This is a genomic window from Mesorhizobium sp. WSM3224 (assembly GCF_000427725.1).
Taxonomy (GTDB): Bacteria; Pseudomonadota; Alphaproteobacteria; order Rhizobiales; family Rhizobiaceae; genus Mesorhizobium.
On record NZ_ATYO01000011.1, the window covers coordinates 57,059 to 81,653 of the forward strand.

A 24,595-nucleotide genomic window follows, 5' to 3' on the forward strand; every position below is an offset into this window, starting at 1 on the left:
CATGTTTGACCGCACAAACCTTCAGGTCCTGGCCAACCATTCCCGCGCGGCCGCCGAGAATATGGCCCACACGCTGCATCGCACCGCGCACTCCGCCTTCGTCAAGGAGACGCAGGATTTTACCGTGATGCTGATGGACCGTTCAGGGGCAACCTTCGCCGTCCCGATGGAGCTTGGCGCCACCTGGTATCCGGGGCTTTCGTATCACCGCGCTATCGCAATGGTCGACGACTACCGGCCGGGAGACGTTGCGTTCACCAACGATCCTTATTCCGGCTATGTAGCCACGCACGCACCCGACACGCATCTGTGGAAGCCGGTCTTCGTCCAGGGCGAGATCGTCGCCTGGACGGGAGGGCATATCCACAACACCGACATGGGCGGGGCGGTGCCGGCTTCGCTCAGCCGGGCGCTGACCGAAATCCATCAGGAAGGCATCCGCTTTCCTCCCATGAAGCTGGTGAACGAGGGCGTCTTCGATGAGGCGATTCTCCGGATCATGAGCACCAACGTGCGCAAGCCCGACCTCAACATCGGCGACATCAAGGCGCTGGTCGGCGCGCTCAATACGGGCGAGCGCAAGATCCAGGCAATGGTGAGGAAGTTCGGCAAGGCCGGCTTCGTCGAAGGCGTTGCCGCTCTTCTCGACCATGCGGAGGCGCAGGCGCGCGACGTGCTGCGCTCTATGCCCGACGGCATTTGGGAATTTGCTGACTATGCCGACGAGGATTCAGTCGAGGCCAATCCCTGCCGGCTGAAGCTGACGCTGACGATCAGGGGCGACGAGGCGGTGCTTGACTTCACCGGCTCCGATCCACAGCTCGGCTCCTCGCTCAACGTGCCCTCTGGCGGTGACCCGCGACACACCATGCTGCTGGTGGGCGTCTATTACGTGCTCTACACGCTCAACCCGAAGATCCTGCTCAACACCGGCCTCACCCGGCCTTTCACCTGCATCACACCTCAAGGTTCGGTGCTGAACCCGGTCCACCCCGCCGCAGTCGGCATGCGCTCGCTCACCTGCGCCCGGCTGCGGTCGGTCATCTTCGGCGCCTTCTCGCAAGCGGTGCCTGAGCGCTTGCCCGCCGCGCCGGCCGGCAACAACTGCATCGTCAACGTCATGACCACCGACGAGCGCACCAGCCGGACCGTCATCGCGGCGGTGAACCCCGTGGTAGGGGGCGGCGGGGCGATGCCGCATCGCGACGGGACCAACGGATCGGGCGCGGACGCAGCCTATCTCAAGAACACGCCGATCGAGATCACCGAGACCGAGACCCCGGTCGAATTCCTGAAATACGGGCTGGCCAGCGACAGCGGCGGTGCGGGGCGCTGGCGCGGCGGCCTGGCGACCGAGATGGCCTTCCGCGTCTTCGCCCCCGATTCCAGGATCACCGCGCGCAACCGCGACCGCAGCCTCTTCCGTCCCTGGGGCGTGCTGGGCGGCAAGGCGGCCGGCCTGTCGGATATGGTCGTCAATCCGGGAACCGGGCACGAGCGGCGGCTGGGCAACATCGACACCGCGGTTCTCCAGCCCGGTGACGTGCTCGATATCCGCTCCGCCGGAGGCGGCGGGCGCGGCGATCCGCTTGAGCGCGAGCCCTGGCGGGTCGTGCAGGACGTGCGGCGCGGTTATGTCTCGCCGGCCGCGGCCGAACGCGACTATGGCGTCGCCATCCGCGGCGGCAAGGTCGACGAACAGGCGACGCAAAGGCTGCGCGCGCGGCAGGGTCCGGCTGCCGGCCATTTCCATTTCGGTCCCGAGCGCGAAGGCTACGAAGCGCAGTGGTCGCCGGCCGCCTATGACCGGCTCACCGCCATACTAAGGGATTTGCCGATCCACTGGCGGTTCTTCGCCAAGACGGAAATCTTCCGCCGCATGGTGGGGCGCTCTGGGCCGGAAGGCGTCCAGGCGGCCTTCGATGCAGTCTGCGAACGGTTTCCCGAACTGCCTCGTCCTCGCCTGGTGCGAGAGGCCGCGGAATGATCGCCGCCGGCCGCATCGTTCGGCTGGCCGAGCGCGACCGGACGCAGCTGCATTTCTTTCTCGACGGGCAGACGCGCACTGCATTGGCGGGCGACACCGTGCTGACCGCCATGCTGGCTTCAGGGCACGCATTGCGGAAGTCCGAATTCGGGCCCGAATGGCGCGCCGGATTCTGCCTGATGGGAGCCTGCCAGGATTGCTGGGTGTGGCAGGACGAGGGACCGCGCATGCGGGCGTGCTCGGCACTTATCGCCGAAGGCATGCGGTTGCGAACGACGCCGCCGGAGAGCTGGCCGTGAGCGAGACCTTGCCGCGGGTCGCGATCGTCGGCGCCGGTCCCGCCGGCATAAGGGCGGCCGCGACGCTCATCGAGGCTGGGCTGCACCCGGTGGTGATCGACGAAGGGCATAGCGCCGGCGGGCAGATCTACCGCCGTCCGCCTGCGGAATTCGTCCGCACGCCAGAGCAGCTCTACGGATCGGAGGCGGCGAAGGCACGCGCGCTGCATGCGCTCTTCGACCGGCTGGCGGCAGACGGCCGGCTCACTCATTGCGCGGCGAGCTCGGTCGTCGCCGTGCATGAAGGTCGGCTGCAGGTGTTGGGGGAAGGCGGCGCGCAGATGATCTCTTATGACCGTCTGATCCTTGCGACTGGCGCCTCCGACCGTGTCGCTCCGGTCGCGGGCTGGCAGAGCGCCGGCGTCTACAGCCTTGGCGCGGCGCAGATCGCGCTCAAGGCGCAGGGCGTGGCCCTCGGACGGCGGATCGTCCTGATCGGATCGGGGCCTCTGCTGACGCTGGTCGGTGCCCAACTCGTCAAGGCTGGAGCGGATGTGGCGGCAGTGCTGGACACCTCTCCCTGGCATCGGCAGGCGCGTGGGTTTTGGCAGCTTGCCACCCGTCCTATTGTCGCGCTGCGCGGTCTGGCCCTGCGGGCGAGGCTCGGCGGCCGCTACCACGCGGGCGTGACGCTCGAACGGATCGAGGCCGACGGGAAGGGTGTCATGGCGATGTGCTGGCGCGATGCCGGCGGAAGGCAGCGCCTCACTCAATGCGATACGATAGGCATGGGCTGGCACTTGCGGGCGGAGACACATCTGGCCGATCTGGCTGGATGCGCGTTCAGCTATGATGAGCAGTGGCGGCAATGGCTGCCCAAGACCGACCGGATGGGTCGGGCCGGCAACGGCGTCTATCTTGCGGGCGATGGGCTTCGTCTTCTGGGAGCGGACGGCGCGGAGATAGCGGGGCGTCTCGCCGCGGCGGCGTGCCTTGCCGATCTCGGATTGCCGGCGCCCTGTGCCAGCGCCGATTTGCGCAAGCTTGCGCGGCTCGAGCGCTTTGCGGGCGGTCTGGCCTGCGCCTTTCCCTGGCCGGCCGCGATGGTGCGGGCGCTTCCCGACGACGCGGTCGTCTGCCGATGCGAGAATGTGAGTGCCGCAGACGTACGCCAGAGTGTGGATCTTGGTAGCGGCGAGGCGAACAGGGTGAAGGCACTGTCGCGCGCCGGCATGGGGCGCTGCCAGGGGCGCTATTGCCAGCTGGCTGCCGTCGAACTCGCAGCTGTGCAGGCCGGCTGCACGCCCGGCGCTGTCGGCCGATTTCGCGGGCAGGCGCCTGTCCGGCCGGCGCCCATCGGCGCTTTTCTCCGGGAAGGCTGATGCGGTTCCAGAGGCTGGATGTCGGCACGGATCAGGTCTTAGAAATCGGCGACCTTCCCCCAGGCCGAAGCGTCGAAGCGCTGGGGATCGTAGGACTTCGGATCGACGATCGGTTTGGAGCCAGTCACCAGATCGGCGACAAGGTGTCCGGCGCCGGGTCCGATGCCGAAGCCGTGTCCCGAAAACCCGGCAGCCAGGAAGAAACCCGGAACGGTATCGATCTCGCCGATGGCAGGCACGCCGTCCGGCGTGCTGTCGATGTAGCCGGCCCAGGCCGCGCTGATCCTGGTCTGGCGCAGTGCCGGCAGAAGTTCGAGCGCCCGGGCATGGGTCAGGCGGATGGTCGCCTGGTCCGGGGCCGGATCAAGGATGCGCATCTGCTCCATCGGCGTCGGCTGGTCGAGCCGCCAGTGCCGGAGCGTTTCGTGGCCCGAACGCATGCCCTGCAGGCCGCCCGGCGCGAGACTTCGCCACCGCTTCAGGAACATGGGCAGGAACCGCGAGGAGAAGCGCATCTGTTGCGGCGTCACATCCACGCGGCCGCGTCCGCTTATGGCCAGCGTGTAGCCGCCGTCGCCACGGCGCGTGGCCGAGATCCTTGCCGTGTGCAACGCATCCGGAAGGCCCTCCGCGCCCGGCGAGACGGACAGGATGGAGGAGCGGATCGAAGCCTGCGGAAAGCGGAACCCGAACTGATGGCAAAACGAGGAGGCCCAGGCGCCGCCGGCCAGCACCGCCATCTTCGTCAGGATCGTTCCGCTTTCCGTGACCACGGCGCTCAGGCGCCCGCCTTCGGTCTCGATACCGCGCGCGGCGCAATTCTGATGCACGGTGCTCCCGAGCTTGCGGATGGCCCGGGCGACCGAGGGTGCTGCCCGCGACGGGTCGGCGGTGCCATCGGTCGGCGAGAAGACGCCGCCCTTCCATGTCCGGCCCGTGGCGCTGCCTCGCTCGCTGGCCTCGGTGCCGTCGAGCATGTGCGTGGTAACGCCGGCTGTTCTGGCGAAATCACGCCAGCGCGCCCAGCCGGCGAGCTCCGCTTCGTCATTGCTGAGGTAGAGCAGGCCGCAGCGGCGAAAGCCGGTGTCTTCGCCGGTTTCCGTCGCGAAGGTGTCCCACAGATCGAGGCTGCGGGTCGCCATTGGCAACTCGCGGGCGTCGCGGTTCTGCTGCCGGCACCATCCCCAGTTTCTGGAGGACTGCTCGGCGCCGATACATCCCTTTTCGACAAGCGCGACCTTCAGGCCGCGTCGTGCCAGGTAATAGGCTGCGAAGACACCGACGATGCCGCCGCCGATCACCACAGCGTCCGCGGTCTGTGGCAGGTCGCCGGATGTCTCGATTTGCTGTAGCGGTGCGCGCATGGCCTCTCTGCCTTGAAGCGCCAATCTACCGTGTTGCGCAGGCAGCCGCTGCCGCAGTTGAGGCCGAGGCAGAATTTTATTCCGATAAGCCTGCACAATTCGAGAGCCCATGCGTTTCAAAGCCCTGTCCATTCGGATGGACAGGCAGGCGAGCTGTGGTAGTGTCGGCGGCTCTTGGCAAGGCAGCATTTTGTGCTGTGGCATGCGTTCTTCGGAGACGACCATGAAACTGGATCGGATCGACATCAAAATTCTGTACGAATTGCAGAAGAACGGCCGCATCACCAATGTAGAACTGGCTGATCTGGTGCATCTGTCGCCAAGCCCGTGCCTGATGCGGGTTAAGAAATTGCAGTCGGAAGGCTACATCGAAGGCTATTCCGCGCAGGTCAATATCGGCAAGCTCGGCCAGACGCTGACCGTGTTCACCGAAATCACCTTGAAGAACCATCGCCAGGTGGATTTCGCCCGCTTTCTGGCCGTGGTGGAGAAGATCGACCAGGTCATCGAATGCCACCTCGTGTCGGGCGGCTACGACTATTTGATGAAATTCGTGACCGCCGGCATCGCCGAGTACCAGACGATCATGGAACGGCTGACCGATATGGATATCGGCATCGACAAGTATTTCAGCTTTGTCGTGCTGAAGTCGCCCATCGTCAAGGCGCACATGCCGCTGCCCAGTCTGTTTCCGAGGTAGCAAGCGGCGGCCGCGCCGCGCGCTGCAATTGTCGATTGCAGCGCGCTACAAGATGTCCGGCCGCAAGATCGGGTGCAATGCCTCCAATTCGGCTTGCATCTCGGCGACCATCCAGGCGCGGATATCGGCGACGACAGGTCGTACCAGCCGTGAGCGCGGTGCAATCAACTGATGGATCCTGCCCGTGTTGATCTGTCTGTCCGAGGCTGGGACAAGGGTTCCCTGAAGCAGTGCCCTTGAAACGTTGCTGAGCCAGCCGAGCGCCACGCCTTCTCCGTTCATCGCAGCCTGCAGGACGACCGCATAGTCCGAGAATTCGAGCCACTTCGCCTTGCTGGTCTTGCGGTCCGCCACACTGCCCCAGGCGTTCAGCCACTGCTCCTTGGCGTCGGTAAGGTGAAGCAGGACATGACTTTCCCCGGTTCCGGCATGCATCAACCGGCCGTGGGCCGACAGGTAGGATGGGCTGCACACCGGAACGATGATTTCCGGCGAGAATGCCCAATGGTGATAGTGCGTATCGTCATCGGTCAGGATCCTCATGGCAAGGTCGACATTCTCGGCAGGCCCCCGCAGAACGCCCGCGATCAGTTCGAACCTGAGGTCCACATCGGGAAACCGCGTGTGGAAAGCCCCCAGCCTGGGAACGAACCAATGCGTTGCCAGAGAGCTCGACAGGGAAAGGGTGACCACAGGCTTCGCGGCGTTGTTCTGCTTAATTCTCCGGATCACCTCCTCGATGCCGTCAAATCCTTCCCGTACAGCCGAATAGAGGGCGCGCCCGTCCGGGGTCGGGGCCAACCCCGTTGGGCCCCGCGTGAAAAGAGCGACGCCAAAATCGGCCTCAAGCTGGGCGATGCTGCGGCTGATGGAAGGTTGCGTGACGTTGAACTCGCGCGCCGCGGCCGTGAAACTACCCAACCGGGTAGCAGCCTCGAAAACAAGCAGTCCGCGCGCGGAAGGAACGAGTTTTGCAAAACCAGCCATACGCCGAGCGTATAGCCACCCCAACAATTTTCAAGCTTTCCGCGGTCTCGTAAATGGCGAACTATAACCATCATGAATGGGGTGGAGCAGGACGTGAAGACAGCGGCATCTAAAGCAGACAGCACATCCAGCGATCCTCTGCTTCAGCCGTTTCGGCTCAAGGGGCTGACGCTGCGCAACCGCATCGTCAGCACCAGTCATGCCTCGATGCTGGATGATGGCGGCCTGCCACTCGAGCGTTACCAGCGCTACCATGAGGAGAAAGCGCGCGGCGGCCTGGCGATGACCATGGCGGGCGGCTCAGCAATGACCTCGCCCGATTCGAGCTGGGGCGGCGGTCAACTGGACCTTTCGACGGATCGCATCGTCCCTCATCTCCAGTCGCTGTCGCGGCGAATTCATCCCCACGGCGCGGTCGTCATGTGCCAGGTCTCCCATCTTGGCCGGCGCGCTACCGCCTATGCCGGAAACTGGTTGCCGCCGGTGGCGCCTTCACGCGTTCGCGAGACTCGAAACCGGAATTTTCCGAAGGAGATGGACGGCGCGGACATCGACAGGATCGTCAAGGATTACGCCAGTGCCGCCAAGCGCTGCCATGACGGCGGTATGGACGGCATCGAAACCGTCACCGGCGGCCATCTGATCGGGCAATTCCTCTCGCGCAGAACCAACAGACGCACGGATGGCTTCGGCGGTTCACTCGAAAACCGCGCGCGCTTCGGCCTCATGGTCCATGAGGCGATTCGCCGTGCGGTAGGCGACAACCTTGCTGTCGGCATCCGGTTGGTGATCGACGAGGCCGCCGACGACGGGTCGGATTTCGAGGAATGCCTTGCCTTCGCCAGGCTGTTCGAGCGGGAAGGCCATATAGACTTCTTCAATTGCATCTTTGGCCGCATGGACACCGACCTGTCCCTGGCTGAGCAGAACATGCCCGGCATGTTCAGCCCGAGCGCACCGTTTCTGCCGCTGGTCGGGCAGTTCAAACGGGAAACCAGGCTGCCCATCATCCACGCCGCAGCCATTCGCGACGTAGCCACCGCCCGGCATGCCATTCGCGAGAACCTCGTCGACCTGGTTGGCATGACGCGGGCGCATATTGCCGACCCCCATATCGTCAACAAGGTGATGCGCGGAGAAGAAGAACGCATCCGCCCTTGCGTCGGCGCATCCTACTGCCTCTACAAAAAGGTCCAGTGCATCCACAACCCGGCCAGCGGCCATGAAACGATCATCCGCCATACGATCGTGCGGGCCGAAACGCCGAAACGGGTGATCGTGGTCGGCGGTGGCCCGGGTGGGATGGAAGCGGCAAGGGTCGCCGCCGAGCGCGGACACAGAGTGAGCTTGCTTGAAGCCGGGGCGCGGCTTGGCGGGCAGGTGCTCGTCGCGGCCTCCGCCTTCGACCGCAAGGATCTCATCGGCATAGTCGACTGGCGCGTCGACGAACTCGTGCGCCTGGGCGTGGAAGTCCGTCTCAACACCTATGCGGACGCAGAAATCGTCCTTGCCGCAAAGCCAGACGCGGTCATCGTTGCCACCGGCGGCATTCCGGACATGGAATGGCTGGAGGGCGCCGAACATTGCGACAGCGTCTGGGACGTCTTGACCGGGGCTGTGCCGGCGAAGGACGATGTGCTTATCTACGACGAGACCGGACGCCAGGCCGCAGTTTCCTGCGCCCTGCATCTGGCCCGCCCGGGGCGCGTGGTCAGTATGGTCATAGCAGACGACACCTTGGCGATCGAAACGCCCTATCCGGACAGGGTAAGTTTCCGCAAACGCGCCTCCGAACGCGGCGTCCGGGTCGTCAGCGATGTGCGCCTGGTCAAGGCAGCGCGCCAGGGCAACGGGATTGCCGCCACGTTCCGGCATGAGCTCACCGGCGCGGAAACGGAAATGACGGCAGCCCAACTCATTGTCGAGCGCGGTACGGTGCCCATGGAGGATACCTACCAGGAATTGCGTATCCGCTCCGCCAACAACGGCGTCACCGACATAGCACTCATGACGGGAACGGAAACGAAGGGAGACTATGGTCCCCAAGCTGCCGGATCGTTTGTCCTGCACCGCATAGGAGACGCGGTTGCCAGCCGGGACATCTACTCGTCGATCTATGAGGCTTACCGGCTCTGCTCGCAATTGTAGACAGGGTGAAAGCCGGCTGCGGTGGGCTGATTTGCCCTGACAGGAAGCACATTAGCCCATGAAACTCGATCGGATTGACATCAAGATCCTCTCCGAGCTGCAGAAGAACGGCCGCATCACGAATGTGGAACTGGCGGAATTGGTCAATCTCTCCCCCAGCCCATGTCTGATGCGGGTAAAGAAGCTGCAGGCCGAAGGCTATATCATGCGCTATTCGGCGCAGATCGACATCGCGAAGCTGGGGCGGACGCTTACCGTCTTCACCGAAATCACGCTAAGGAACCATCGCCAAAATCGACTTCGCGCGTTTCCTTGCCGCCATCGATAAGGTTGATGCGGCTGTCGAATGCCACCGCGTTTCCGCCCGCTACGACTACCTGATGAAATTCGTGGCCGCCGGCATCGGCGAGTACCAGGCGATCATGGAGCGGCTGACCGACATGGATATCGGCATCGACAAATATTTCAGCTTTGTCGTGCTGAAGTCTCCCATCGTCAAGGCGCACATGCCGCTGCCCAGTCTGTTTCCGATGTAAATCAACGATGGCCGTATAGGTTGACCAGCTCGGGGTCGCGAATGAGGCTATCGAGCCACGTCGGGTCAAGCTTCGGCACCGAGGAGAACAGAAGCTTGGAATAGGGGTGGGTGGGCGCCTTCAGCTTGTCGGGCGTGATCTGCTCCACCCGCTCGCCATTGTACATGACCATAATTTCGTCGCAGATCGCTTCGACGACCGAGAGGTCGTGGCTGATGAAAATGTAGGAAAGGCCCAACTCGCGCTGCAACTCCTTGAGCAGCTCGATCACGGCGGCCGCGACCACCGTGTCGAGCGCCGAGGTGATTTCGTCGCAGATGATGAGCTTGGGTCCGGCCGCCAGGGCGCGCGCGAAGTTCACGCGCTGCTTCTGGCCGCCCGAGAGCTCCGACGGGCGACGGTAGCGCAGCGCCCTGGGCAGGCGAACCATGTCGAGCAGTTCGTCGACGCGCTTCGAGCGCGCCTGCCTGTCGAGGCGGTGATAGAAGGCCAGCGGCCGGGAAATGATGTCCTCCACCGGCTTTGCCGGATTGAGCGCAGTATCGGCATACTGGAATACGATCTGCATCTCGCGCAGTTGGTCCTGGCTGCGTTTCCCTGCGACGCGCTGTAGTTGCTTGCCATCGAAAACGATATCGCCGGCCGCCGCCGGATGGATGCCGGCGATGACGCGCGCCAGCGTCGATTTTCCGCAGCCGGATTCACCGATGATGCCGAGGTTGCGTCCCTTCTCCACGACAAGGCTGACGGAGTCGACCGCGCGGATAACCGGCTGCCCGTCAGGTTTCACCGGTCCGTATCCGGCCGTCAGATTGTCGATGCGAAGCAGCGGCCTCGCGCCGGCATCCGCGTCCGCATGCGCTTGGCGCGGCTTCGGCTCGAAGGCGGCCAGCAGTTCGCGCGTGTAGGGATGCTGGGCAGCCGAAAGAATCTGAGCCGTGGTGCCGGTCTCCTGCACTTCGCCGCCCTTCAGCACCATGATGCGGTCGGCGATCTGGGCGACGACCGCGAGATCGTGGGAAACGTAGACACCCGCTATTCCGCCCGCGCGCATGACCGATTTGAATGCCTTCAGCACGTCGATCTGCGTCGTCACGTCGAGTGCCGTCGTCGGCTCGTCGAAGATCATCAGCTTGGGATCGCCGATGAGCGCCATGGCCGCCGACAGCCGCTGCAACTGCCCGCCCGAAACCTGGTGCGGATAACGGGAGCCGATCCCTTCCGGGTCCGGCAGCGACAGGGCCCTGAAAAGCTCGACCGCTCGCTTTCGCGCCTGCTCGGGCGGCATCAGCCTGTGGATGCGCGTAACCTCGATCACCTGCTCCATGATGGTGGACGAGGGGTTGAAGGAGGCGGCGGCGCTTTGCGGAACATAGGCAATGGCCGTGCCGCGCAACCTGGCCCTTTCCTTCTCGGAAAGCGCCGCCATGTTCTTGCCGTTCACGTTGATTTCGCCGCCGCTTATTCGGCAGCCGGGCCTTGTGTGGCCCATGAGCGAGAGCGCCACCGTCGTCTTGCCGGAACCGCTCTCGCCGATGAGCGCGATGATCTCACCGTCGGCGATATCGAGGCTGATGCCTCTGATGATTTCGACGACCCGCCCGGCATCGGTCGTTGCCTCGATCCTCAGGTTCCTGACCTCGACGAGATTGGTCATGCGTCCCGGTCCCTGATCTTCTGCGGCAGGTTGTCGATCAGCAGGTTGACGCTGATGGTGAGGCTGGCGATCGCCAGCGAGGGAATGATGACGGCGGGAGCCGCGAAGGGCAGGCCGCCGATGTTCTCCCGCACCAGCGCGCCCCAGTCGGCGAGCGGCGGCTGCAGGCCGAGGCCAAGGAAGGAGAGGCCGGAGAGCAGAAGCACGATGAAGACGAAGCGCAGGCCGAAGTCAGCCAGCACCGGGCGGATTATGTTTGGCAGAATCTCGGACCCGACGAGGTAGATGATGCTTTCGCCGCGGACGCGGGCGGCGGTCATGAAGTCCATGGTGTTGATGTTGACGGCGAGAGCGCGCGCGAAGCGGTAGGCGCCGGGGATATAGATGATGGCGAGCGTCAGGATCAGCACCGGGATCGACGAGCCGACCGCGGCGACAACCACAAGGCCGAACAGCTTGCTGGGGATGGAGTTCATGGCGTCCAGGAAGCGGCTGAGACAGGTGTCGAGCCAGCCGCCGGTGACGGCAGCGATCATACCCAGCACGACGCCCGAAAAACAGGCGATGGAGACGGCTGCGAGCGATATGCCGACGGTGTAGCGTGCGCCCATCAGAACCCGCGAGAGCATATCGCGCCCCAGATAGTCCGAACCGAGCCACAGTCCCTGGCGCATCGGGCCGAAATAGTCGTCGTCGACAATGTCGCCGATGGAATGGGGAGTGACGTGGGGCGCCAGGATCGCGATGAGCGTCCACGCCAGGATGACCAAAGCGGCCACGACGCCGACGAGGCTGTAGCTGTGGCCCAGGAAGGACCGCCGGGAGGTTGTGGCGCGCGCTATTGTCATCTCAGCCTCGGGTTGGACATGATGGCGACGACGTCGGCGGCGGTGATGAGGAAGAGGTAGCCGAGGCAGAAAATCATCGCGCAGCTCTGGATCAGCGGCAGGTCGCGGGTGGCGACGGCATCGACCATCAGCTTGGCGATGCCGGGATAGTTGAAGATCGTCTCCACGATGATGACGCCGCCGACTAGATACGACAGCGAGAGCGCGACCGCGTTGACGATCGGTCCGAGCGCATTGGGAAGTGCGTGCTTCAGAACCATACGGCTGCGCGATGCGCCCTTGAGAAGCGCCATCTCAACATAAGGCGTGGAGAGCGTTTCGATCACCGCGGCGCGGGTCATACGGATCATCTGGGCGGAGATGACGAAGGTGAGCGTGATCACGGGCATCGCGTAGATGCGCACAAGGTCGGTCAGCGAATGCGCCTCGTTGACCGAGGACAGCGCCGGCAGCCATCTGAGATAAACGGCGAAGAGCAGGACCGCGAGCGTCGCGACCATGAATTCCGGCACGGAGATGACGCCGATCGAAAGAATGGTGACGGTGCGGTCATAGACAGAGCCGCGCAGCATGGCGGCGGTGATGCCGAGCGTCAGCGCCAGTGGCACCGAGAGCAGCGTGGTAATGCCGGCGAGCTTCATGGTGTTGACCAGGCGCCCGCCGATCAGCGCCGCGACCGGCATCTCGTTGGCATATGAGGTGCCGAGGTCGCCGTGGAGCAGGCCGACAAGCCAGAGCAGGAAGCGCAGGATCGCCGGATCGTTGAGATGCATGGCCTCGCGCAGGCCGGCGACCGCTTCGGGAGTCGCCGCCTGGCCGAGCAGGATCGACGCGGTGTCGCCAGGTAGCATGCTGGTGGCGAAAAACACGGCGAACAGCACGATCAAAAGCGTGATGGCCGCGATCCCCAGCCGCTTCAGCACGAGGTTGAGAACCCCTGACTTCATTGAAGCGCTCCCGGCGGTTGCGTTCGGCCAAACAATCTTGCGCAATGCAGTGCCGGGAACCGGCTGACCGGCCCCCGGCAGGCTTCTCTTAGGCTTCGAGCCAGAGGTATTCCGCCATCGCGTAGCCCATCATGCCACCGAGTGGGTTCGCCTCCAAACCCTTCACCTTACTGGAGAGGGCATCCACGTTGGAAATGTAGGCCGGGATGATGGTGCCGGCCTCTTCGGAGACCATAGCCTGCATCTGGCCATAGATCTCCTTGCGCTTGGCCTGGTCGAGCGAGCCGCGCGCCTCGATGAGCATCTTGTCGAACTTCTCGGACTTGTACTGGCTTTCGTTCCACGGCGCGTTGGAAGCGTAGAGGAGCGAGAACAGGATGTCCGGCGTCGGGCGCGGATTGATGTTGCCGAAATGGATCGGCGCCTTGAGCCAGTAATTGTCCCAGTAGCCGTCGGCCGGGACGCGCTGGACGTCGAGCTTCATGCCGATATCCGCACCGGCGGCCTGGATGATCACCGCCATGTCGATCGACGAGGTGGCGGCGTCGGAGGCGATCACCGGGATGGACTGGCCGAGCAGGCCCGCCTTGTTGAAGTGGAACTTCGCCTTGTCCGGGTCGAAAGCCTTCGGCTTGACATCGGGATTGTGGAAGATATTGGCCGGCGAGACGGGCTGGTCGTTGCCGATTTCTCCGAGGCCGCGCAATGCGGATTTGACGATCTGCTCCCGGTTAACGAGATACTTCATGCCGGCAACGAAGTCGGCCTTGCTGCCCGGATCCATGTCGAGCCGGATGTTGAGGTCGGTGTAGTTGCCCGAAGTCGTCTTCGACAATTCGAAGCCCTGTTGGCCGCCGATGAGCTTCATCGCTCGCGGATTGATTGAGGCCGCAAAATTGATGTCGCCGGAAAGCAGGGCGTTGACGCGGGCGCTGTCGTCGCTGATGGCGATGAACTCGAAGGAGTCGAGATAGGGCTTGCCCGACTTCCAGTAGTTCTTGTTCTTGGTGACCACCGAACGCACGCCCGGTTCGAACGTTTGCAGCACGAAGGCGCCGGTACCATTACCCTTGGAGAAGTCCGTGGTTCCGTCCTGGACGATCATGAAGTGATGCAGCGCCAGGATGGTCGGCAGGTCAGCATTCGGGTCGGCGAGCGTGATTTCGACGGTCGACTTGTCGACCGCCTTGAAGCCGGTCATCTGCGCTGCGATCTTGGCGACCTTGGAACCGACCGCTTTGTCGAGATGGCGCTTCAGCGAGAAGACGACGTCGGCGGCGGTGAGGTCCTTGCCGTCGTGGAAGGTGACGCCCTTGCGCAGCTTCACTGTCCAGGTCTTGGCGTCCTTGCTGTCGAAGCTTTCAGCCAGCTCCATCTGCGTGACGCCATCCTTGTCGAGGAAAGTCAGGCGGTTGTAGAGCGAGCAGCAGCGGACATAGTCGGTGGAGAGCGACGCCTTTGCGGGATCAAGCGTGTCAGCGGTCGATGACGACCAGCCGGCGGCCTTGAAATTTCCGCCGGAAACCGGCTCAGCAGCGACGGCATTGGTGGCGCGGCCGAGCACCAGGCTGCCCGCGGCAACCGCGGCGCCGCCGGCCAACAGCATCTTGAGAAGTTCGCGGCGGCTCGCGCCCCGCCGAATGGCGTTTTCGACCATGGCATCGTCTGCGCTGGTCCAGTTCGGGATCTTGTCGGTCATGTCATTCCCCTTTCTATTTGTTTCTCCGGGATGCTCGTCTTGCTGCGGCTTTCCGGGCTTGGGCTCAGGTTCGTTCCTTCAGGCTTTCCCGCACGGCCGCCGCCAACGCGGCCATTGAGGTGAAGTGATGGTCCGGCGCGGTGAAGCGCTCGGGCTCGATCGTGCCGCCATAGCCTTTCTGGGCGTGCCGGCGCTCGATCCAGCAATTGGTCAGGCCAAGTGTCCGGGATATTCCGATGTCGTGATACTGGCTTTGCGCGACGTGCAGGATGTCGTCCTTGCCGTCGCCGTGAGAGGCGACGAAATCGAAGAGCTTCTGGAAAAACGCCGGATCCGGTTTTTCCGTGCCTGTGTCGTCGGTGGTGAAGGTGGCGAAGAAGGGTGATCCGAGTTGCTTCTCGAAATGGTCGAGCGCCCAGCGCCGGGCATTGGTCATGGCTATTAGCTTGTGGGATTTCGCAAGCTCGGCCAACGCCGCCGCGCTGTCGGGGAAACCTTGCCAGGCGCTGGCGGAGTCCCGCAGCCTGACGCCGTATTTCTCTTCGGCCGGCAGGCCGAGTTGCGGCGCGATAACCATGTAGACCCGCACGAGATCGTCGGGAAACAGCCCCGCATCGGGCATGTAGCGTGCCTGCCGATACAGGGCCAGCGCGGCTTCGCCATCGATGGCAACGCCAGCATCGGCGGCAATCCCGGCCAGGCAGGTCGTGATGCCGCCTTCGAAGTCGATCAGCGTGCCGACGACGTCGAAGGTCATGTACTTGAATTCGCTAAAGCCCCTGGCCAAGACTGGCTCTCCTCTGCGCGCGGCCGAATTGCATGGTGCTGAACAGAACAAAATTCCGTGGGCGTCGACCTGTCAAAAGCCCTGAAATTTGGGACTTCTGGCCTTGTCTTAAGGACAGTCTGGCACTTCCCCCGCGCTGGATTAGCCGAAAAGGCGCTGGGCTGCGGCACAAAATTGCGAAATCGTCTGCCCCGGCGCTATTTCGAAACACGCGGTGTTGGTCGCCCGTCATGCCAAGGCCCGGCGGACATCGGCATCGTCCAGCGTCTGGTCGAGCGTCCGGCGCGTGCGCTCGATGATCGCATCAATGTCGCCGTCGGTGCAGCAGAGCGGGGGAGCGTAGCCGAGAACCCCGTTGGCAAAGGCACGGATGATGAGACCGTTGTCCCATGCCCTGTCGAAGACGCGCCGCGCCGGCATGGCCGATGCGGGTAGCGGCGTCTTCTTCTGCTTGTCGACCACCAGTTCGATCGCTGCAAGCATGCCGCGACCGCGCACATCGCCGACGAGCGGGTGATCGCTCAGGCCTGCCAGTCCCGCCATCAGGCGAGCGCCGGCCTTGATGCCATTCTCCAGCAGGCCGTCTTCGTAGAGCCTCAACACCTCGAGCGCGACGGCGGCGCTGACGGGATGGGCCGAGTAGGTATAGCCGTGGCCGACCGCCGAGGCGCCCGCGCCATCGGCGACGACGTCGTAGACATGATCGGCCATGAACACGGCGCCCATTGGAACATAGCCCGAGGTCAGCCCCTTCGCGCTCGTCATGAAGTCGGGAACGATGTCCTCTTCCGTACAGGCAAACAGGGGGCCGGTGCGGCCGAAGCCGGTGATCACCTCGTCGGCGACGAACAGGATGCCGTATTCCCGGCAGAGCTCGCGCACGGCCTTGATCCAGCCCTTCGGCGGGACGATGACACCGCCCGAGCCTTGGATCGGCTCGGCATAAAAGGCGGCGACCCGCTCCGGTCCGAGTTCCTCAATCTTGGCCTTCAGCGCGGCTAGCGATGCGGCGGTGATCGCGTTCCCGTCCTCGCCCACCGGGTTGCGATAGGGATAGGGCGAGGGGATCTTGTGCTGCCATTCGAAGGGAATGCCGAAGCCGGCGTGAAAGGCGGGCAGTGCGGTCAGGCCCGCGCCGACCACCGATGACCCGTGATAACCCTGTTCGATGGAAATGAACTGATCGCGTTTCGGTTCGCCCCTGGCATTCCAGTAGTAGCGGACGAAACGGATCGTGCTGTCGACCGCGTCCGACCCGCCGAGCGTGAAAAAGACGTGATTGAGGTCACCTGGCGCGCGCTCGGCCAGTTCCGAGGCGAGCCGGATGGCCGGCTCCGAACCGAGATCGAAATAGGCGGTGGCGTAGGGAAGCTCACGCATCTGCCGGGCCGCCGCCTCGACGATGCTGTCGTGGCCGTAGCCGGCGTTGACGCACCACAGCCCCGCAAAACCGTCGACGAGTTGCTTGCCGGAGGCGTCGGTCACGGTCGCGCCCTTCGCCGATTTCAAGACGCGCACGCCTTGCGCTTCATGACCACGGTATGAAGAGACCGGATGGACGAGATGGGCGCGGTCGAGTTCGATCAGGGAATTGGCGAGCATTGTTGTCCTCCTAGCCGAGCGCCTGGTTGGCGAGGGCGTAAACTTTTGGCCTGGCCTGTTCCGCGCCGTTCTTGGGCGGACGGTCCATGGCCACGCCGCCGCCGACATGGGCGAGGCCGATTTCCTCGAGCCAGCTGGCGATGCCGGTCCCGCTGCCAGTATCCACACGCAGGAAAGCGCCGGCGCGCGGCGCGGCGAAGAAGCCGATCAGGGCCTTCGCCTCGTCGATACTTCCCGCGATGACCGGACCAATCACCTCGCCGCGTCCGAACGGGCGGATCGCGGCATAGGCCTCGATGACGCCATTGCGGCGGACGACGGCGAATTGCCCTCTCTCAGCCAGCGCGTCGATCAGAACCCCACGGTCGGCGCCATAGGCATCGCGGTCCATAGCCTTGAGTTCAGGCAGGTCGTCCTTGCCTGCAGCCTCCACGCGCTCAGGCGCGTCAAGCGCCGCGACCTCGCCCTGATGCTGCACAATGGTGCCGGAGGGCACGAAGCCCAGTTTCTCATAGAGAGGCATGCCGTCCGCCGTCGCGACGAGCCGCAGCGGACGGTTCCCGGCCAAGGCGAAGGCCTTATCCATAAGCCGGCGCCCAAGCCCATTGCCGCGCGCGCTCCTGTCGACGATGACCATGTTGATCATGGCACAATCCATGCCGTAGGGCGTGACCAGGATGGTTCCGGCGACGCGGCCGTGGTCGTCGAGAGCAACGGCGCCGCTTGAGAGCTGCAGCGCCATCTGCCAGTCCTGCGGGCGATGCGGCCAGTTCTCCTGGCGAGAAAGCGCTACGGCTCCCTCAATATGGTCAGGCCCGAAGGCCTGGAGTTCGATGTCGCCCTGCGGCATGAGGCATCCTTCCGTCTGCTGCCCAAGTGTCGGTCATCGGCGCGGCGCAGATCGTCTGAAGGCATTGGTTTTGGCAGTATCTTTCGCCTTTGCGCGATGGGTGCGCCGCATCTTGTGCTGGCACCGTCCCCGATTGCAGCGCCTCACGCTGCGCGGCGCCGCCATCGGCGCGCCAGATGCTACAGCGTGCCAAACCGGATAGCGGATACGGAACTTTCTGCTTTCAGGAAGGCGATTTCGGTCAGGTGGGTCGCCGTCTGCCGTCCTATGATGAAATACATCCCAGCACGGATGTGCTTCCACCGGAGATCGACGGACATGGCTTCTTTCAGGCCCAAATACATCACCTTCGACTGCTATGGCACGTTGACCTTTTTTCAGATGGCGGAAGCGGCGCGCGACCTCTACGGCAGCCGGCTCGACGAACCGCGCATGCAGGAGTTCATCAAGAACTTCTCGGCCTATCGGCTCGACGAGATCATGGGCGACTGGAAGCCCTATGCCGACGTCATCCACAATGCGCTCGAGCGCACCTGCAAGCGCAACGCTGTTACCTTTAACCCCGACGACGCCAGGATGGTCTATGAGCGGGTTCCGACCTGGGGACCGCACGCCGACGTTCCGGCCGGCCTGGCCAAAGTCGCCAAGGAAATTCCGCTGGTCATCCTCTCGAACGCCATGAACGCGCAGATCATGTCCAATGTCGAGAAGCTCGGCGCCCCGTTCCATGCCGTCTACACGGCCGAGCAGGCGCAGGCCTACAAGCCCCGCTTCAAGGCCTTCGAATACATGTTCGATAGGTTGGGCTGCGGCCCGGAGGATGTTCTTCACTGCTCGTCCTCTTTCCGCTACGACCTGATGTCGGCACACGATCTCGGCATCAAGAACAAGGTATGGGTCAATCGCGGCCACGAACCGGCCAACCCGTACTACGGCTATGTCGAGATATCGGACATTTCCGGTCTTCCGGGCGTGGTTGGGCTTTGAAACAGGCGGATCGGCGATGAAGTTGGTGTCCTACTGGCACGACACGGCACCGTTCTTTTCCGGCGGCGCGCAAGGCCCGGTCGAGGGACACTATGATGCAGCCATCATCGGCGGCGGATTCACCGGCCTCGCGGCGGCGCGCCAACTGGCGAAGGCTGGCGCCAGGGTGGTAGTGCTGGAAGCGGAGCGGGTGGGCTGGGGGGCGTCCGGTCGGAATGGCGGGCACCTGAACAACGGACTGGCCCACAGCTACCTCTCGGCCAAGGCGGAGCTCGGCAAGGAACGCGCGATCGCGCTCTACCGGGCGCTGGACGATTCCGTCGACACCATCGAGGCGCTGGTCGCCGAGGAAGGCATCGACTGCAATTTCCGCCGCGCCGGCAAGCTGAAGCTCGCTTCAAAGCCGCAGCATTTCGATGCGATCGCCCGCAATTTCGAAGCTCTTCACGCGGAAGTGGATCCGGACACGGCGCTGCTCTCGGCGGCCGATCTCAAATCCGAGATCGGCTCGCCCTTCCATGGCGCGATGCTGTCGAAGAAGAGCGCCATGATGCATATGGGTCGCTATGTGGCGGGGCTCGCCACGGCGGCCGCCCGCCGCGGCGCCATCATCCATGAGAACACGGTGGTGACGGATCGCAAACAGGCCGGCGGCAGGCATGAGCTGACCACTTCGCGCGGCCGGATCAGCGCCGACAATGTGCTGGTGGCGACTGGCGCCTACACCACGCCGAATTTCGGCTATTTCCGCCGCAGGATCATCTCCGTCGGCAGCTTCATCATCGCCACGCGGCCGTTGAGCGACGCCGAGATCGCCGCCACCATGCCTGGCAACCGGACATGCGTGACCTCGATGAACATCGGCAATTACTTTCGGCTCTCGCCTGATAACCGGCTGATCTTCGGCGGACGCGCGCGCTTTTCGGCGACATCCGACCAGCGCTCCGATGCCAGGAGCGGCGAGATACTACAGGCAGGCCTCGCGGCGATGTTCCCGCAACTCGCCAAGGTCGAGATCGACTATTGCTGGGGCGGGCTGGTCGACATGACCAAGGACCGCTTCCCGCGCGCCGGCTATCATGACGGCGTCTGGTTCGCGATGGGCTATTCCGGCCATGGCGCCCAGCTCTCCACCCATCTCGGCATGATCCTGGCCGATGCCATGCTCGGCCGCGAGGATCGCAATCCGATGAAGGGACTGGGGTGGCCGTCCATACCCGGTTATTCCGGCAAACCCTGGTTCCTGCCGATGGTCGGCCTCTACTACAAGGCGCTCGACCGGATTCGGTGATCGCTGGCCCCGCTCCGCCGAGGCTTCAGCCAAATTGCCTTAGCTGAGGCCGCCAATGTGAAAACTCTTCATCTCGAGATATTCCTCGATCCCGGCTTGCGCCCCTTCTCGCCCGAGGCCGGACAGCTTGACGCCGCCGAACGGGGCGACCTCGATCGAGACCGAGCCAGTGTTGAGCCCCACCATGCCGAACTCCAGCGCCTCGCTGACGCGCCAAGCGCGTTTCAAATTCTCGGTGTAGAAGTAGGAGGCAAGCCCATAGGGCGTGCCGTTGGCCAGCGCGACCGCCTCCTCTTCCGTCTCGAAGCGGAAAAGCGGCGCGACCGGCCCGAACGTTTCCTCGCCGGCGAGCAGCATGTCCTTCGTGGCGCCGCTCAGCACCAGCGGCGCTACGTACTGACAACCCTCCGGCAACGCCGGTTTCTCGGTGATGATCGCAGCACCCTTGGCGAGTGCGTCCTCGACGTGGCGGTTGATCTTCTCGACCGCCGCCATGTTGATCATCGGCCCGATGGCGACGCCGGGCTGAGTGCCCGGCCCGACCGTCATGGCGTTGACGCGGGCGGTAAGCTTCGCGGCGAAGGTTTCATAGACACCGGCATGGACAAGGATACGGTTGGCGCAGACGCAGGTCTGGCCGCCATTGCGGAATTTCGACACCAGCGCGCCCTCGACGGCAAGATCGAGGTCGGCGTCGTCGAAGACGATGAAGGGTGCGTTGCCGCCGAGTTCGAGGCTGAGCCGCTTCACGCTGTCGGCCGCCCCGCGCATCAGCATCGACCCGACCCGTGTCGAGCCGGTGAAGGAGATCTTGCGAACGGTCTCGTTCGCCATGATCTCGTTGCCGATCTCTGTGGGCATGCCGGTGACGATGTTGATGACGCCGGCGGGGATGCCCGCCCGTTCGGCAAGCGCACCGAGCGCTAGCGCCGAATAGGGCGTGAACTCGGATGGTTTGATCACCACCGTGCAGCCGGCCGCCAGCGCCGGCGCGACCTTGCGGGTGATCATCGCATTGGGGAAATTCCACGGCGTGATGATGCCGCACACCCCGACCGGTTCCTTCAGCACGATGATGCGGCGGTCTTGCGTCGGTGATGGGATGGTGTGGCCGTTGATGCGGCGTGCCTCCTCGGCAAACCATTTGACGAAGGAAGCCCCGTAGCGGATCTCGCCTTTGGCCTCGTCCAGCGGCTTGCCCTGTTCCGTTGTCAGGATCAGCGCGAGATCGTCCAGATGCGCCAGCATCAGGCCATGCCAGGCCTCCAGGAGGCCAGCGCGCTCGGCGCTGGTCTTCTTCTTCCAGCCAGCATAAGCGGACGCCGCGGCCTCGATGGCCGCCCGGGTCTCCGGACCGGCCATGTCGGGCACCGTGCCGATCGCGCACTGAGCAGCCGGATCGACAACATCGACCGTTTTGCCGGATCCGGCAGCGACCCATTTGCCGTCGATCAGGCCGGCTTCGCGGAAGAGACTTTTGTCTTTGAGGTTTTTCATCAAACGACCTTGCAATCAGGAGAGCGCTGCGACGACGGCGGCCGTGATGGCCTGCGTTCTGTCTTTGCCCGGAATGGTTCCAATGCCGCGCGCGGTTGTCGCTTCGACCGCTTGCATGACCCGCCCGGCTGCGGCCGCTTCGCCGAGATGGTCGAGCATCATGGCGCCGGACCATATAGTAGCGATGGGATTAGCGATGCCCAGATGCGCGATGTCGGGCGCGGAACCGTGCACAGGCTCGAACATGGATGGTGCCGAGCGGTCGGGATTGATGTTGGCGGAGGCGGCGTAGCCGAGCCCACCCTGGATCGCTGCGCCGATGTCGGTGAGGATATCGCCGAACAGGTTGGAGGCGACGACCACATCGAGGCTCTCCGGTGCCATGATCATGCGCGCGGCGAGCGCGTCGACGTGATAGCTGGTGACGTCGACGTCCGGATAATCCGCAGCCAGCTTTCGCGTGATGTCGTCCCAGAACACCATCGAATATTTCTGCGCGTTGGACTTGGTGACGGAGGCCAGCTTGCGTCGACGCGCCCGCGCCTGCTCGAAGCCGAAGCGCAGGATGCGCTCGACGCCGGCGCGGGTGAAGATCGAGGTTTCCACCGCGACCTCGTCCAGAGTGCCCTGATGCACGCGCCCGCCGGCGCCCGAATACTCGCCCTCGGTGTTCTCGCGGATGCATAGGATGTCGAAGCTCTCGGCACGCAGTGGGCCGTTGACGCCCGGCAGCAGGCGGTGCGGCCTTATGTTGGCGTATTGCACGAATGCCTTGCGGATCGGCAGCAGCAGACCGTGCAGCGAGACCGAATCCGGCACCTCCGCCGGCCAGCCGACGGCGCCCAGAAGAATGGCGTCGAAGCCGCGCAAGGTCTCGATGCCGTCCTGCGGCATCATGCGGCCGGTATCCTTGAAGAATTTGCAGGACCAGGGGAACTCGGTTCCGGTCAGCGCAAAGCCGAAATTTCCGGCCACCGTTTCCAGCACCGTCCAGGCGGCGGCGGTCACATCGCTGCCGATGCCGTCACCGGGGATCAGGGCAATCGAATAGGACTTCATCGGCATCTCTCTAGAGGCTGATCAGGACGCTCTTGGTCCTGCGGTTGGCGAGATAGGCCTCGCGGCCGAGATCCTTGCCGATGCCGGAGCGCTTGTAGCCTCCGGTCGGCAGGATATGGTCGCGCGAGCGGCTGTAGCGGTTGATCCAGACGGTGCCGGCCTCAAGCTTGCGCGCGAAGCGGATGGTACGGGACAGGTCGGAGGTGAACAGGCCGGAAGCCAGCCCGTAGGTCGGATGGCTGGACAGCGCCAGCGCCTCTTCCTCGGTCTCGAAGGTCTGGATGGTCAGGACCGGGCCGAAGATTTCCTCGACGATCGCCGGGTTGGCCTGGTCGACATTGGCGATCAGTGTCGGCTCGTAGAAATAGCCGGGGCTGTCCATGGCGCCGCCGCCGGTCAGGCACTCGCCGCCGGTCGCGATGGAGGCCCGCACGATGCTATCGACACGCGCCCGCTGTCGTTCCGAGATGATCGGCGAATACTGCGTCGCCTCGTTCCAGGTCGCGCCGGGCCGCACCGCCTTCATCTTGTCCAGTATGGCGGCCGTCAGCCTGTCGGCCACGCTCCTCTCGACGATCAGCCGCGTGCCGGCGACGCAGGCCTGGCCGGCATTGAAGGTGACGCTGCCGGCGATGGCCGTCGCCGCCTTCTCCAGATCGGCATCGGCAAAGACGACCTGCGGACTCTTGCCGCCGAGTTCCAGCGTCATCGGCTTGACGCCGGTGCGGGCAACGTTCTCCATGATCGCCGAGCCGGCGCGGGTCGAGCCGGTGAAGCTGACCTTGGCGATCTCGGCATGGCCGGTCAGCGCCGTGCCCGTCGTCGGGCCGTCTCCCAGCACCACGTTTATGAGCCCTGCCGGCAGGCCCGCTTTGACGGCGAGTTGCGCCATATAGACGGCCGAGAAGGGCGTCATTTCCGATGGCTTCAGCACCACCGCATTGCCCGCTGCCAGCGCCGGACCGAGCTTCCATCCGGCCATCGAGATGGGAAAATTCCAGGGTGTGATCGCGCCGACCACGCCATAGGGCTCGCTCATGATCATGCCGAGAGTGGCGTCGGCGGTCGGCACGAGCTCGCTTCCTTCCTTGTCGGCGAATTCGGCAAAGAAGCGGATCTGCTCGGCGGTTATCGCGATGTCGCCGACAACGAGCTGGCCGACGGGGCGGGTGGAGCACAGCGCCTCGATCTTGGCCAGCGTTTCGGCCTCCGCCTCGATCAGGTCGACCCAGGCCTGGAGCGCCTTCGTCCGTTCGCGCGGCCGAACACCACCCCAGTTGCTGGACTTCAGCGCGGCCTTAGCGCTTTCCACGGCACGGCCGATCATATCGACGCCGGCCACCGGGCAGGCAGCGTATGCCTTGCCATCCGATGGTCGGCGCATCTCGATCGCACCCTCGGCCGCGATCAACTCGCCGCCAATGAAATGGCCGATGGGAAGGGAGACGGTATCCGGGTCGAAGCTCAGGCCCATGGCACCCACTCTGGAATATTCTGCAGGAGCCTAGCGCGGGCTCTGGCGCAGCATGCACCGTTCGACGATCGGTCGCGGATGATTGTTGTGTGCCGGCGATGACAGACGGCAAAATCTGTTGCGGAGGCCGGCGCCTCCGCGCTCCCGTCACCCTACGGTCACGTAGATCTTGCGCACCGTTTCTATGGTCTTCCAAATCCCGGTGAAGCCAGGCTTCATCACGAAGCTGTCGCCGGCGCGGTAGGTCACCGGCTTGCCGCCGTCGGGCGTGATTTCGATCACGCCGGAGAGGATGTGGCAGAACTCGAAAGTCTCGCCCTTGATCGAGCGCGTTTCGCCAGACGTCGCCTCCCAGACGCCGGTATGGACGAGGTCGCCCTTGGCGACATCCTGAGCCCAGGTCTTGAAGGCGGGGTTGCCGGAAATCAGCCGTTCAGGCAGCGCCGCGGATTCGCGCGGCGGGAAGGCTGGGCTGGTATCGACGGTCTTGAGCAGGGACAAAGGATGGCCTTTCA

The 24,595-nt window shown here is 64.2% G+C and carries 21 protein-coding genes and 1 pseudogene; 8 read left to right on the forward strand and 14 right to left on the reverse strand.

What is annotated here, in order from left to right:
* The first annotated feature begins 1 nt into the window (after position 1).
* From YU3_RS0119335 to YU3_RS0119345, 3 genes are read left to right on the forward strand one after another with little or no spacing between them, the layout of a single operon-like run.
* Positions 2-1,987 carry a hydantoinase B/oxoprolinase family protein gene (locus YU3_RS0119335; protein ID WP_027167814.1) on the forward strand — a complete coding sequence of 662 codons (1,986 nt, stop codon included), beginning with the start codon at positions 2-4 and terminating at the stop codon, positions 1,985-1,987.
* Entirely contained in the window at positions 1,984-2,286 is a 303-nt protein-coding gene (locus YU3_RS0119340; RefSeq protein WP_027167815.1) for a (2Fe-2S)-binding protein, read from the forward strand. Before YU3_RS0119335 ends, YU3_RS0119340 begins: the two co-directional genes overlap by 4 nt.
* Entirely contained in the window at positions 2,283-3,647 is a 1,365-nt protein-coding gene (locus YU3_RS0119345; protein WP_027167816.1) for an FAD/NAD(P)-binding oxidoreductase, read from the forward strand. The genes YU3_RS0119340 and YU3_RS0119345 overlap by 4 nt, the downstream gene beginning before the upstream one ends.
* 38 nt (positions 3,648-3,685) lie before the next feature.
* Here the strand turns inward: YU3_RS0119345 and YU3_RS0119350 are convergent, their stop codons facing one another.
* Positions 3,686-5,011 (reverse strand): FAD-binding oxidoreductase, encoded by a 1,326-nt coding sequence (locus YU3_RS0119350; RefSeq protein WP_027167817.1) that lies wholly within the window; start codon positions 5,009-5,011, stop codon positions 3,686-3,688.
* Positions 5,012-5,234: 223 nt separating this feature from the next.
* On the opposite strand from YU3_RS0119350, the gene YU3_RS0119355 reads away from it, so the two are divergent.
* Positions 5,235-5,711, forward strand: coding sequence for an Lrp/AsnC family transcriptional regulator (locus YU3_RS0119355; RefSeq protein ID WP_027167818.1), 477 nt, complete (start codon positions 5,235-5,237; stop codon positions 5,709-5,711).
* Between the two features lie 45 nt (positions 5,712-5,756).
* Here YU3_RS0119355 and YU3_RS0119360 read toward each other — a convergent pair whose 3' ends face one another.
* Entirely contained in the window at positions 5,757-6,698 is a 942-nt protein-coding gene (locus YU3_RS0119360; RefSeq protein ID WP_027167819.1) for a LysR substrate-binding domain-containing protein, read from the reverse strand.
* 72 nt (positions 6,699-6,770) lie between these two features.
* Between YU3_RS0119360 and YU3_RS0119365 the strand changes: the two genes are divergently transcribed.
* Positions 6,771-8,846, forward strand: coding sequence for an NADH:flavin oxidoreductase (locus tag YU3_RS0119365; protein ID WP_036258926.1), 2,076 nt, complete (start codon positions 6,771-6,773; stop codon positions 8,844-8,846).
* 58 nt (positions 8,847-8,904) lie between these two features.
* Positions 8,905-9,382: pseudogene (locus YU3_RS36780) on the forward strand (Lrp/AsnC family transcriptional regulator).
* Position 9,383: 1 nt separating this feature from the next.
* On the opposite strand, the gene YU3_RS0119375 reads toward YU3_RS36780, so the two are convergent.
* From YU3_RS0119375 to YU3_RS41295, 8 genes are all read right to left on the reverse strand, one after another.
* Entirely contained in the window at positions 9,384-11,039 is a 1,656-nt protein-coding gene (locus YU3_RS0119375) for an ABC transporter ATP-binding protein (RefSeq protein ID WP_027167821.1), read from the reverse strand.
* Positions 11,036-11,887: an ABC transporter permease gene (locus tag YU3_RS0119380; protein ID WP_027167822.1), complete on the reverse strand. Its 852-nt coding sequence runs from the start codon at positions 11,885-11,887 to the stop codon at positions 11,036-11,038. The genes YU3_RS0119375 and YU3_RS0119380 overlap by 4 nt, the downstream gene beginning before the upstream one ends.
* Positions 11,884-12,834 carry an ABC transporter permease gene (locus YU3_RS0119385; RefSeq protein WP_027167823.1) on the reverse strand — a complete coding sequence of 317 codons (951 nt, stop codon included), beginning with the start codon at positions 12,832-12,834 and terminating at the stop codon, positions 11,884-11,886. The genes YU3_RS0119380 and YU3_RS0119385 overlap by 4 nt, the downstream gene beginning before the upstream one ends.
* Positions 12,835-12,922: 88 nt before the next feature.
* Complete coding sequence (locus tag YU3_RS0119390; protein ID WP_027167824.1) at positions 12,923-14,533, reverse strand: ABC transporter substrate-binding protein; 1,611 nt, start codon at positions 14,531-14,533, stop codon at positions 12,923-12,925.
* Positions 14,534-14,597: 64 nt separating this feature from the next.
* Positions 14,598-15,320, reverse strand: coding sequence for an HAD-IA family hydrolase (locus YU3_RS0119395; RefSeq protein ID WP_027167825.1), 723 nt, complete (start codon positions 15,318-15,320; stop codon positions 14,598-14,600).
* 228 nt (positions 15,321-15,548) lie between these two features.
* Positions 15,549-16,922 carry an aspartate aminotransferase family protein gene (locus tag YU3_RS0119400; RefSeq protein WP_027167826.1) on the reverse strand — a complete coding sequence of 458 codons (1,374 nt, stop codon included), beginning with the start codon at positions 16,920-16,922 and terminating at the stop codon, positions 15,549-15,551.
* Positions 16,923-16,932: 10 nt separating this feature from the next.
* Positions 16,933-17,772 carry a GNAT family N-acetyltransferase gene (locus YU3_RS0119405; RefSeq protein ID WP_027167827.1) on the reverse strand — a complete coding sequence of 280 codons (840 nt, stop codon included), beginning with the start codon at positions 17,770-17,772 and terminating at the stop codon, positions 16,933-16,935.
* A gap of 179 nt (positions 17,773-17,951) precedes the next feature.
* The gene (locus YU3_RS41295; protein ID WP_198021687.1) at positions 17,952-18,092 is read right to left on the reverse strand and encodes a hypothetical protein; all 141 of its coding nucleotides are present in this window, start codon (positions 18,090-18,092) and stop codon (positions 17,952-17,954) included.
* On the opposite strand from YU3_RS41295, the gene YU3_RS0119415 reads away from it, so the two are divergent.
* Both YU3_RS0119415 and YU3_RS0119420 read left to right on the forward strand, forming a co-directional pair.
* Positions 18,091-18,759: a haloacid dehalogenase type II gene (locus tag YU3_RS0119415; protein WP_027167828.1), complete on the forward strand. Its 669-nt coding sequence runs from the start codon at positions 18,091-18,093 to the stop codon at positions 18,757-18,759. The two genes, YU3_RS41295 and YU3_RS0119415, sit on opposite strands and share 2 nt — an antisense overlap.
* 16 nt (positions 18,760-18,775) lie before the next feature.
* Positions 18,776-20,050, forward strand: coding sequence for an FAD-binding oxidoreductase (locus tag YU3_RS0119420; RefSeq protein WP_027167829.1), 1,275 nt, complete (start codon positions 18,776-18,778; stop codon positions 20,048-20,050).
* Between the two features lie 39 nt (positions 20,051-20,089).
* Here the strand turns inward: YU3_RS0119420 and YU3_RS0119425 are convergent, their stop codons facing one another.
* From YU3_RS0119425 to YU3_RS0119440, 4 genes are all read right to left on the reverse strand, one after another.
* Entirely contained in the window at positions 20,090-21,547 is a 1,458-nt protein-coding gene (locus YU3_RS0119425; protein ID WP_027167830.1) for an NAD-dependent succinate-semialdehyde dehydrogenase, read from the reverse strand.
* Positions 21,548-21,562: 15 nt separating this feature from the next.
* Entirely contained in the window at positions 21,563-22,606 is a 1,044-nt protein-coding gene (locus YU3_RS0119430) for a tartrate dehydrogenase (protein WP_027167831.1), read from the reverse strand.
* A 10-nt stretch (positions 22,607-22,616) separates the two neighbouring features.
* On the reverse strand, positions 22,617-24,080 hold the full coding sequence (locus YU3_RS0119435) for an aldehyde dehydrogenase family protein (RefSeq protein WP_027167832.1): 1,464 nt from the start codon (positions 24,078-24,080) through the stop codon (positions 22,617-22,619).
* 147 nt (positions 24,081-24,227) lie between these two features.
* On the reverse strand, positions 24,228-24,581 hold the full coding sequence (locus YU3_RS0119440; protein WP_027167833.1) for a cupin domain-containing protein: 354 nt from the start codon (positions 24,579-24,581) through the stop codon (positions 24,228-24,230).
* Between the last annotated feature and the right edge of the window lie 14 nt (positions 24,582-24,595).